Origin of the sequence: Butyricimonas sp. Marseille-P3923 (assembly GCF_900184685.1) — a bacterium.
In the GTDB taxonomy this organism is placed as follows: Bacteria; Bacteroidota; Bacteroidia; order Bacteroidales; family Marinifilaceae; genus Butyricimonas; species Butyricimonas muris.
Map to the genome: position 1 here is coordinate 22,762 of NZ_FXXL01000005.1, position 11,268 is coordinate 34,029.

Sequence of the window (11,268 nt, forward strand, 5' to 3'; positions counted from 1 at the left end):
TCATAAATCGTAAATCTCAAATCATAAATCGCTTCCATATCATCCCACGCTTCCTTCCAAGCTAATCTGCAATAATTTCTGCGCTTCAACGGCAAACTCCATCGGCATTTTGTTGATAACATCTCCGGCGTACCCCTTGATGATCAAGCCGACAGCGTCCTCCGTGGATATTCCCCGCTGGTTGCAGTAAAATATCTGGTCTTCACCAATCTTGGAAGTCGTCGCCTCGTGTTCCACCTGTGCCGTGGGATTAGCCACCTCAAGATAAGGGAACGTGTGCGCGCCGCATTTATCTCCCAGTAATAACGAATCACACTGCGAGAAATTACGTGCCCCGTGACAACTTTTCACCACTTTCACCTTTCCCCGGTAGGAGTTGGAACTATATCCCGCCGAAATACCTTTCGACACGATACGGCTACGGGTATTATTCCCGATATGTATCATCTTGGTTCCCGTGTCCGCCTGCTGGTAATTATTCGTCACCGCCACGGAATAGAACTCGCTCACGGAACCGTCGCCCTTCAATATCGTGCTCGGGTACTTCCACGTGATCGCCGATCCGGTTTCCACTTGCGCCCAAATCAACTTGGCATTCTCCCCCTTGCAAATTCCCCGCTTCGTCACGAAATTATAGATACCGCCCTTCCCGTTCTTGTCACCCGGGTACCAGTTCTGCACAGTACTGTATTTCACCTCGGCATTCTTCTCGATCACGATCTCCACGATAGCGGCGTGCAGTTGATTCTCGTCCCGCTGCGGGGCGGTACACCCTTCAAGGTAACTCACGTAACTCTCCTCCTCCGCCACGATCAGCGTACGCTCGAACTGTCCCGTCTTCGCCGCGTTGATACGAAAATAAGTCGACAACTCCATCGGGCATCGCACCCCTTTCGGGATATACACGAACGACCCGTCACTGAATACCGCCGAATTTAACGCCGCGAAATAATTATCGGAATAAGGCACCACGGAGCCCAAGTAACGTTTTATCAAGTCCGGGTGATTCTTCACCGCCTCGGAGAAAGAACAGAAAATAACTCCCCGTTCAGCCAACGCCTCCTTGAACGTCGTTTTCACCGACACGCTATCCATGACCGCGTCAACGGCTACCCCGGAAAGCGTCTTCTGCTCGTCCAAGGGAATCCCCAATTTATCGAAAGTAGCTTTCAACTCGGGATCAACCTCATCCCAAGACTTTTTCACTTCCTGCTTCGGGGCAGCGTAATACACTATATCCTGATAATCAATCGGCGGTATCTCCAATTGCGCCCACGCGGGCATCTTCATGGTCAACCAATGCCGATACGCTTTCAACCGAAATTCCAGCAACCACTCGGGTTCCTCTTTCTTTTGTGAAATCAACCGGACAACAGATTCGTTCAATCCCTTGCCGATCATCTCGGTTTCCACGTCAGAAACAAAGCCGTATTTATACTCACCCTCGGTTACTTCATTCAATATATCGTCTTGTTCTTTAGCCATAACTCATTAATTGAAAATTGAAAATTGAAAATTGAAAATGACAAGGATATACCCCCTGACAAGACCTAATTATTCAATTTGTGCAAAAGTACAAAAAAATATCACCCGCCCAATTATCTATGGGGTAGATAATATCTATTACGTGATAAACCAATATTATGATTCAACCGCCGAGGCATAAACCCGCGAACAAGAAAAACTTGCAACCTGCCAACCCGTAACCTGCAACGTGGCAAAACCACAGGAGAAATGCGCCAAAACGCTTTTCATCCGGTCCATAAAGTCGAGCCTTCGGCTCTTAAAATTCATAAAGTCTATAAAGTCACGGGCGTCCTTCGGACTGTGTTCATCGGCAGCAAAGCTGCCGTAGGTTAAGCACCCGCAAGATCTACGGATTTTACGAACCTTATGGACTTTATGAACCTTTGACTTGAGCGAAGCGACTTCCCATTTGCGTCATTCGGCAATTTAGTGTATTTTTGTACACGAAACAAGAAAGACACGAAGTATGAGTGAAAACAAACCATTGACAAAACTATCCACGTTAGGGGAATTCGGGTTAATCCGCCACTTGACACAAGATATAAAATTAAAAAATTCTTCTTCCGTGAAAGGAGTCGGCGACGATGCCGCAGTTCTGGACTACAAGGATAAAAAAGTGCTCGTCAGCACGGACATGTTGATAGAAGGCGTACATTTCGACCTCACGTATGCCCCATTGAAACATCTGGGATACAAGGCCGTAGCGACCAACGTCAGCGACATTTGCGCCATGAACGGCACGGCGAAACAGATTACCGTTTCGTTAGCCATATCCAACCGCTTTTCGCTGGAAGCCGTGGAAGAATTATACGAGGGGATTTACCTCGCCTGCGACCAATACGGGGTAGACCTCGTGGGCGGCGACACGACATCTTCCAAAACCGGCATGTGTATCAGCATCACCGTGCTCGGGGAAGCAGACGACGAAGAGATCACGTACCGCAACACGGCAAAAGAAAACAACTTAATCTGCGTAAGCGGGGATTTGGGAGCCGCCTACATGGGTTTGCAATTACTGGAGCGGGAAAAAGTGGTATTTCAAGAAAACCAGAGTTCCCAACCGGACTTCTCCGGCTACGAGTACATACTGGAACGCCAGCTAAAACCGGAAGCCCGGCAGGATATCGTCCGCCTGTTGAAAGAAAAAGGCATCAAGCCCACGGCCATGATGGACGTTTCCGACGGCCTCTCTTCCGAGGTATTGCACATATGCCACGATTCCGGTCTGGGTTGCAAAATATACGAGGATAAACTCCCGATTGATTACCAGACTTACAAAATGGCGGAAGAACTGAACATGAACGCCACCGTGTGTGCCCTCTCCGGCGGTGAGGACTACGAATTGCTGTTTACCGCCCCGCTGGAAGATTTCGAGAAATTATCCGCCATGGAAGGAATCAGCATCATCGGGCATACCTGCGCCAAAAGCGAAGGATATAACTTGATCACGAAAGACGGCAATTCTTTCGAACTGAAAGCACAAGGCTGGGTAAATTTTAACCCCGACAACCAACAATAAACGACCGACCATGAGCAAACTGGACAATATATTGGACGAATCTTTACTGCACAGTGCCAGCGGCGACCGGAAAGCCCTCCGCCTGTTGTTGAGAAAAGTCATCCCCGACAGATTCCGCTATTATCACGAGAGCCGGGCAATAACCCGCCAAGAGGAATTTTCCGATATGCTATACAAAATCCTCTTGCTCGAACTGGATGAGGAAGAAGAAGAAAGCATCGAACTGGCTGAACTGGCATACTTGGGCATCAGCGAAAGAATCACGTGTTCCCCGGAAAACATCTACGATTGCGTGAAGAAACGAATCATATTGATGCATTATTTCGCGGACTATTTCACGGATAGCATGATTGAGGTATTTCTGAAAAAATACAGGGCGGACAATCTATTGGAAGCCCGGAAACTTGCGTTGGAATCCCTCGAACGGATGCAGCTATTCGATATTTTCTTTATGGAACAAAACTTCGGCAACCGTATCGACCGGGACGAACAACTCTCCGACGTCAACAATGACATTGAACTCGCTCCCAACCTCTCGGACGAGGAACTGGAAGAAGCCGGACTGATGCACCGGGTGCTGTACGCCTATTTGAAAATGAAGTACAGGGAATAAACAACCCTTTACTCGGGGGAAAGCTACCGCGAAGCATTAAATTAGCCTTTCTCCCACATCCCGAACACGAGGAACAACATTTCGCCAGCGTGTGTTAAAAAAGCATATACTTTACTAAAACGTGGGCGAAGTGTGGGCGAAATACAGGCGAAGAGTGGGCGATGTCGCCTAACACTCGGGCAACACCCACCCTAAACCCTTCCTAATCTATTAGCTATCCCTTGAGTTAGGGATACTAAAGTATTGGCAAACTACTTAATTCATGCCATACAGAAAGAAGAGTGCACTTTTTACAGCACACTCTCCATGAAAAACACGTCTGATAAAAAGCACACTCCGGCGAACTATCTTCCCCGGCGACGAAGCCAGATATAGAGTCCGCACAAAACCATGAGTACCGGCAACACCCACATAAACACGATTTTCCAAACGGCCGCCCCGGTCTGTCCTAAATAGAAATCCGTATCCGTGGGCGCGGGTCTGCGAACGTCGATAGGTACTTCCTCGTCCGACATCCAATAGAAAGTTCCCATGATGACGGAAAAATTGGAAGCATTGATTCCTTTGCGCCCTGTGCTTAATTCACCGTTACTGATACAATCGGCATCACCGAAAATCATTATTTTCTGTTCCCTGCCTGCCACCTCCCGGGTCAAAGCAACAGTAGTCACGTAGGATTTCTGCACCTCCCCGCTTCCCGAATCCAAAGTCACCGTATCATCCACGAAATTCACGGTCTGCAATTCGTTCCATACTAAAGAATCGGTTCGGAATAACGGACTTACCTTAAAGCCTTTACCCGTGGTATACTCCAACCCGGACACGTTCGGCATAGTAACTACCGATTCATACTTCCGCATATCCGCAAAATGATAAACCAATTCCCCAGCCTCCTCCGTCGGGTAGGCTTGAATAAGTTCCGGCGCGTAATTCTCCGTGGTCCGGACAAGGATTCCCGGAACGAGTTTCACCCCGAACGATTCCAAAATCAGGCTCATCACGTCCCCCCGTTTCGGTTCGCTCAAGATTAAAAGATTGCCCCCGCGGGCAACGTACTTATCCCAATTCACCTGTTCTTCCGGCGTGAACGGGGAGCGCATCTCTGCCACCACAATGATATTCACGTCTTCCGGTACTTCCCGCTCCAACGACACTTCCGCCACGTCAAAACCTTGGTTCATCAGAGCATAACGGAATTTCTTGTCCTTCGTGAAAGCACTGTAATTCCGGTCACCGTCTTGGCGGATGTTCCGTTCGCCATGCCCGGTCAGAAAGCCCACTTTCGGCAATCTCATCGCGAGACGTTTGAAGGCAGCCGTGATTTCGGTTTCCCCCGGGTGATGCATCATATCGTTAAAAGTTCTCAAGAACGTCTTTTCACCGCTCTCCCGTTCCAATATCCGGACAAACAAGTTTCCTTCGCCGGAAAGGTCGATTTGTTTCTTGATTTGTTCCGGAGTGATGAATAAATTGGAATCTAAATTAAAAATACGCATGTACTCTTTTGCCCGTTGTTCCGTATTTTTACCCGGGAAACGCTTGTCCATTTCCGGATTGACCACGGTATCGTAATAGTAGACATATTTCATTTTAATATCCGGCTTGAACCGGAGATAATGACGGAATCGCTGTTCATCATATTTCACCCGATCCGGCAGTGCCGTCCACACGTCTTTTTCATCCAACACGTTCACGTAGGTCGTTATCGTCATACCTCCTTCCAGACGTTTGATTACATCCTGACTGTTAGGTGTCAACGTATTCGTCTTGGTTGCTGTCGCGTCATAATAAGTCATCAATGACGGGCGGGAAGAAAGGTATCCCAGCAACATTGCCAGAAACAGCACGGAAAAGTATTTACCAATAGTAGACACCCACGGACTCTTCTGCCGCACGGATTGCATCCGTACCACGGCAAGCGCGAGGAACATCGCCACGACAATAATAAAATACAGCACGTCTTCGCTACAAATCAACCCGTTGACAAATTCATTGCAACGCCCCGATATGGAAAGCCAATAAGTAATCTCCCGTACCAGAGCTACCCCCTGCCACATATCTTTCACGAAATTCAACACCGCCAACATGGCTAAGGTCAACACGGCGGCAACCACTTGATAGGAAGTCAAGCTCGACATGAAAAGACCTATCGCCGCGTACGCGCAAATCAAAAGATACAACCCCAACAAGCCGGAGAGTACCGCCGGAAGGTCAAAGTCCTTCACCACGATTGCCGAAAAAATAATCATTAATACCAGCACCCCGATCAACGCTAACCCGTAGATCATCATCGACAAGAATTTGCCCAGTATAATCTGGGTATTGGTCACCGGCGAGGAGTACAGCAACTTGATAGAGCCGCTTCCCAGTTCCCGGCTCATCAATCCCATGGTAAGCAAAGGAATATACAGGTACAGGTAGCCTTGAATATCCGCGAATATAGAGTATTGAGAACTGGCGAACAGTATCGGGGTAAGGGGAGGGAGGGAATATCCCATCGTTTGCCCTTGGGCTATCTGTACCAGATATTGCCCGAACGCCATACACCCTTGAAAAGAGAAAATCACGAGTATCAACCACGCCACCGGTGAATAAAAAAGAGTTTGCAACTCTGTTCTAGCTATTTTATATATCGTTTTCATTGTATTTGTTTTTAATCTGTCTACTTTTTAGATAATTCAGCGAAAATAGCATCCAGAGAACTTCTCTCCAGATTGATTTCCGTCAAACGCCATCCACGGGCGACACTGGTTTCCACGACCCGCTCCATGACTTCCTGCGCATCGGAGAATTGCAACCGGTATTTCATTCCTCCCAATTCTTCCACGCGCAACACTCCCGGAAGGGATTGCAATTCTTCCACCGGGGGCATAGCTACCAGATTGACCATTATCGTGTTCGGGATGATGTAATTATCAAATTCATCCACGGAACCGGCGAATACCAGCGAACCTTGTTCTATCATGCGGATATAGTCACAGGTAGCCTGTACTTCAGACAAAATATGAGTGGAAAGCACCACGGTACAATCGCGGGCGATTTCCTTGATCAGATTCCGAATTTCCACGATTTGATTCGGGTCCAGCCCATTCGTGGGTTCGTCCAGCACGACAAAATCCGGACGATGGATGATGGCTTGGGCAATACCCACCCGTTGCTGGTACCCACCGGAAAGATTACGGATCAGACGCTTTTGGAAATGGGTAATCCCGCATCTCTCCATGACGTCCCCTACCGCCTTACGTGCCTCGCTATCCGACATCAACCTCATGTTAGCGCTGTAAATCAAATATTCCTCGACCGTCAAATCCATTTGCAATGGCGGTTTCTGGGGCAAAAAACCGATATGACGTTTCGCCTCCACGGGATTCTCCCGCATATCGATTCCCTTGATAAATACGTTTCCTTCCGTTTGCTTCAATACCCCGCAGATGATGTTCATCGTTGTTGATTTCCCGGCTCCGTTGGAACCCAATAATCCATAGATACCATTTTGAGATATTTCAAAATTAATATCCCGAACCGCCCACTGCACGCTATAGCGGTGTGACAAATTCTCTACTTTTACAATTGATTTTTCCATTCTTGTTATTTATACAGTAAATACTTTCGTTTATGCACACGACACCCTGACCACCCGGTAAACAAGCGGTCTTTTGGAGGTACTCCCGAACAAAGTACCTCCAAAAATCAAATACATCTATTGCGGGTAATATCTCATAAAAGTGACGCCGCCGTCATAGTGTTTCTCCCAGATAATCCGGTATAACGTTTCGCCCGGTTTCCGGGGGTCGGTGTACACTTGTACCAGTTTCATATCTCCCGTGTCAAACCCCACGGTGTACACGGCTCCATTCACATAACCGTCCGCCGCACTCGAGAAAGAACGCCCGGAAGACGCCGTCAATGCCAAATGCGTGATATTCCCCGTCACCCCGGTGCACTCGAACACTTTCTCCAACCCGGTTCCACTCGTTGTCATCCGGTAAAGTGCATTCCCCACGGCGAAATAAATGTATTCCGGTCCAAGCACACCTATTTTCCATGCTTGGAATACCGCCGTACCGGATCGCCACAGGCTTGCAATATCCTCCGAAACCCTGAAAGCCGACGTGGGCGAGTACGTGATTTGCGTTTGATATACCCGGTAAGTGAATTGTTGCATATAATAATCCCCGTTTTTCTTGTATACAAGATACCACGTACTCTCGGGCGTTATCGTACCGGAATTGAGTACTTCTATTAACTCCGCGTCAAAATTACTCAATGACATATAATTATCCGGCAACGCGGGATATTCCGGGAAAGCGGAAACGACTGTTTTGTCCACAACCGATGCCACAATCAAGAAACGCTTTTTCTCCCGCTCGTAAACCATCCCAACCGGGAAGATTCGAGTAGCCTTGATTTCTTCGCTTCCTTTATCCGGTATATCATAAGGATCATCAAACGTCAACGGCTCGGAAATAAAAGAACCCGTGCAGGGGATGCCGTCGTCATAATTGATGCGGGAGTAAATTTTACCCGACTCGTCCAGCAACAGGCTGATCGCCCCCGTGTTCACGAAGTCTACCGGTTTCAAATTAGCCGGAATTTCAACAAACTCATCCCGCAACATGGTAATTTTCCTGATTGTTTTCTGCTTCACGGTCACCGCTTTCGTGTAATCCTTATCCAACAGTTGGAAATATACTTCATCCAAATTCCACGTCAAGCCGGTCATACGTTCTACTTTCACGACATGCTCACAAGGAAATTCCTCGCCGTCATTGCACAAGGGATAGATATTTTCATGACCTATATATTTAGTCACGCTAAACCCTTTCAACGACTCCCCGAAGAAGTCAATGTCTTCCTTGACATAAGAGAGTTCCACGAAATCGAAAGCTCCCTTTCCCCCGTGATTTCCCATAATCATCACCCCCCGCTCGAAAGGAGCCGCCATTCTTATTACAAACGTGTAGACGAAAGCGCTCTCCCCGCCTTCCCGCCAGATATACAAAGCCCCCGACGTTTCATTCATAAACGTATCCTCGTACACTTCCTTTTCTGCAACCACCTTGCCATCTACCCGCCACTCGTAGGTCAGTTTTTCCGTACCCCGGTAATATGCCCGTGCATTCATTTTCAATTCAGTACCGGGAGATACGGTAAAACTAAAACCGCTCTTTTCTTCCAATACCACAATCTTTGTCCCCGCATTCTCGTTCGTGATAATGACCGAGTCCGGCAGTAAAATAGCAGATGTATTCAAATTGGTTTTATCGTCCAGACAACCGATGCCGAAAAACCAAAGTATATTGCATAGCCAAAATAATTTTCTCATAATTGTTCATTTAAAAGTTTTGTACTTTTATATCATCTTACCCGGCAATAGGTACTTTCATTGTAGTGCCGTCCACATCCTCACGAGGTTTTGCCTCCAGAGCCCGCTTGAATTTTATCGCGTAATGCCGTTTCTCGGAAGGGGTCAACACCCCGAAATCCTGAATTCCGGTTTCCTCAGCGAAAGCCAAATACTTCAAGTAAGAATATTTACCCAGATAGGACAATTCCACTACCCCACCTTCTTCCCACCATTCGGGACGATCCACCACGTCGGACACGTGCAGTTCGATGTACACCGAATCCCGCATATAGGGCTCGAAATTCTCGTTCTTCACCAGTTCGAACCTCAATACTTTTACCCCTTCTTTCAGCACCGGCTTCCGGTGAACGGTAATTTCTACCGTATCGACATTCCCCCGTCCCCCGCGAAACACCTGTTCCAACGGCAAATCATAACATTCCGCCGGCAAGGTCGTCATCGTGTCGACCACCGCTACGCGGAATTTCAAATCCTCGGTCAAATCATTCCCGTTGAATTGTACGGGGAAACGGAACACTTTATCGGTCACGCCATCTTTCTCGAAAGCGAACGTGTAACTTCTCTTGTAATAATTCTCTCCCGGATTGCTGCCGAAAGTCAACCGGATATACCTGTCAGGAGAAAATAATTCAGGCTTTTCCTCTTCGCAAGCCACTAAAGCAAAGAATAAAAAAGATATGATATATAGATATTTCATGTCATTGCATTTTATTGAATTAATTACTGTATCGCAGACTCGTTATTCGGTATTGGCATTACCAATTTCCCATGGTGATCTACCGTAACACCCTCTTCTATTCTCAAGGGAAGATTTAACCGCTTATAAACGTAAACCAGATACCCTTCCCCGATAAACTCCCGACGATACTCCCGAACAATAGCTTCACGGAAATTATCGGCAGAAATACCCTCCGACAATTTTAATGAACTGTTGCTCCGGGCATCAGCCATTAAATTAAAAATCTCGATTGCCCGTCCCGGGTTCTTCTCGAAAACACTCTCCGCAGCAATATAATAACATTCCGGGAAACGCAAGACGGGGATGAAATTCTTGGTCGCATTCATCAACCGGACGTTTCCTCCCATATCCTCGGTCACGTTCCAATAATATTTCATCAAATAGTCCGCATAGAATCCTCCCGTATACCTTACATCCGACAAATTCCCGGCAAATATATCCCGTATCCCGGCAACATTAATTTGCGGTCCCCGCATCCCGAAGTAGAGATCCGTCCAATCCGGATAGTCCGTGCGATAGAGCCCCAATAACATCTCTTTATGCAGGCGGGGTTCGGCGCTGTACACGAACACGGGACAAGCGATAGCACTCGGATAGGTGAAACTGTAAAACTTTTTGGATTCCACCATATTCACCACGGCTGACGCGTAAGTGTACGCTTTATCTTTTTCGCCGGCATACAGGCACACGCGTGAAAGTAACTGGAGCATAGCCCAATAATTAAACCGGAGAGCCCGATACTGGAAAAACTCATCCTTGACGGAAGTCACGTAACCGTCACTCAATGGCAAGCGAGTGGATACATTGTTATATTGGAAAGAAATATAGCCTTTGTTGCCTTCCAAGGTATCCATCGGGGCAACGAGGTCTTTCGCTTTCTCCAGATCGGCTATTATATTTTGTAACACCTCTTTGGTCGGTAGCGGAGTATTAATTTTAGAGGGGAAAACAGTCACGTAAGGCACATAGGCAGTGACACCTCCCCCATCCGACACGGGAGCCTGCGCAAATACACGCACGAGTTCAAAGTGCATCATGGCACGAATCGCGTACGCCTCCCCCAGAATCATATTCTTGGTCAAGTCGCCCTCCGGAAAACGGGTTTCAGTGTCCTTATTCAAGTTTTGGAGCAAATTATTCGCCTCGGCAATCACGTTGAAGGCATCCAACCAAATACCGGAGGCAACGCCTTGGGCTGCCGTATTCTCGTATTTGAAGTTAGCGATCTCGTCCCAGCTCTGGTGATTCTCTTTATCCAGAATATAGCTTCCGCCCCAAGCCTCAACAGCACCGAAGGTCAATTCTTTCCCGTATAGATTCTGTCCGCCCATCGCTATATAAAGCCCGTTCAACGCAGCATAGTATCCTTCGGCTTCTTCAAACAATGTTTCTTCATAAATGTCCAGTTCGGAATTGACATCCAACCATTTCTCGCATGACGTGAACAACGTCAACGTGATCAACAAACTTGTCAAATATTTTACCTTCATAATCATACTATT

Annotated in this window: 8 protein-coding genes; 2 read left to right on the plus strand and 6 right to left on the minus strand. The window is 47.4% G+C overall.

Features of this window, described 5'->3' with window-relative positions; translation table 11 throughout:
- Window positions 1-39: 39 nt before the first annotated feature.
- On the minus strand, window positions 40-1,485 hold the full coding sequence (sufB, locus tag CS948_RS03750; protein ID WP_099290432.1) for a Fe-S cluster assembly protein SufB: 1,446 nt from the start codon (window positions 1,483-1,485) through the stop codon (window positions 40-42).
- A gap of 508 nt (window positions 1,486-1,993) precedes the next feature.
- Here sufB and thiL point away from each other — a divergent pair.
- Together thiL and CS948_RS03760 are read left to right on the plus strand one after the other, a co-directional pair.
- Entirely contained in the window at window positions 1,994-3,046 is a 1,053-nt protein-coding gene (gene thiL, locus CS948_RS03755) for a thiamine-phosphate kinase (protein ID WP_099290433.1), read from the plus strand.
- Between the two features lie 10 nt (window positions 3,047-3,056).
- Window positions 3,057-3,659, plus strand: a complete 603-nt coding sequence (locus CS948_RS03760) for a hypothetical protein (RefSeq protein WP_099290434.1) — start codon at window positions 3,057-3,059, stop codon at window positions 3,657-3,659.
- 344 nt (window positions 3,660-4,003) lie between these two features.
- Here the strand turns inward: CS948_RS03760 and CS948_RS03765 are convergent, their stop codons facing one another.
- From CS948_RS03765 to CS948_RS03785, 5 genes are all read right to left on the minus strand, one after another.
- The gene (locus CS948_RS03765; RefSeq protein WP_099290435.1) at window positions 4,004-6,301 is read right to left on the minus strand and encodes a Gldg family protein; all 2,298 of its coding nucleotides are present in this window, start codon (window positions 6,299-6,301) and stop codon (window positions 4,004-4,006) included.
- A 20-nt stretch (window positions 6,302-6,321) separates the two neighbouring features.
- Window positions 6,322-7,242 (minus strand): ABC transporter ATP-binding protein, encoded by a 921-nt coding sequence (locus CS948_RS03770; RefSeq protein WP_099290436.1) that lies wholly within the window; start codon window positions 7,240-7,242, stop codon window positions 6,322-6,324.
- A 117-nt stretch (window positions 7,243-7,359) separates the two neighbouring features.
- Complete coding sequence (locus tag CS948_RS03775; RefSeq protein WP_099290437.1) at window positions 7,360-8,985, minus strand: hypothetical protein; 1,626 nt, start codon at window positions 8,983-8,985, stop codon at window positions 7,360-7,362.
- 37 nt (window positions 8,986-9,022) lie between these two features.
- Complete coding sequence (locus tag CS948_RS03780) at window positions 9,023-9,724, minus strand: DUF4843 domain-containing protein (RefSeq protein WP_099290438.1); 702 nt, start codon at window positions 9,722-9,724, stop codon at window positions 9,023-9,025.
- A gap of 23 nt (window positions 9,725-9,747) precedes the next feature.
- Window positions 9,748-11,256, minus strand: a complete 1,509-nt coding sequence (locus tag CS948_RS03785) for a RagB/SusD family nutrient uptake outer membrane protein (RefSeq protein ID WP_176554906.1) — start codon at window positions 11,254-11,256, stop codon at window positions 9,748-9,750.
- Between the last annotated feature and the right edge of the window lie 12 nt (window positions 11,257-11,268).

Coding starts and splice junctions, on each gene's coding strand:
- sufB (WP_099290432.1), bottom strand. CDS start 1,485: ATGGCTAAAGAACAAGACGATATATTGAATGAAGTAACCGAGGGTGAG.
- thiL (WP_099290433.1), top strand. CDS start 1,994: ATGAGTGAAAACAAACCATTGACAAAACTATCCACGTTAGGGGAATTC.
- CS948_RS03760 (WP_099290434.1), top strand. CDS start 3,057: ATGAGCAAACTGGACAATATATTGGACGAATCTTTACTGCACAGTGCC.
- CS948_RS03765 (WP_099290435.1), bottom strand. CDS start 6,301: ATGAAAACGATATATAAAATAGCTAGAACAGAGTTGCAAACTCTTTTT.
- CS948_RS03770 (WP_099290436.1), bottom strand. CDS start 7,242: ATGGAAAAATCAATTGTAAAAGTAGAGAATTTGTCACACCGCTATAGC.
- CS948_RS03775 (WP_099290437.1), bottom strand. CDS start 8,985: ATGAGAAAATTATTTTGGCTATGCAATATACTTTGGTTTTTCGGCATC.
- CS948_RS03780 (WP_099290438.1), bottom strand. CDS start 9,724: ATGAAATATCTATATATCATATCTTTTTTATTCTTTGCTTTAGTGGCT.
- CS948_RS03785 (WP_176554906.1), bottom strand. CDS start 11,256: ATGAAGGTAAAATATTTGACAAGTTTGTTGATCACGTTGACGTTGTTC.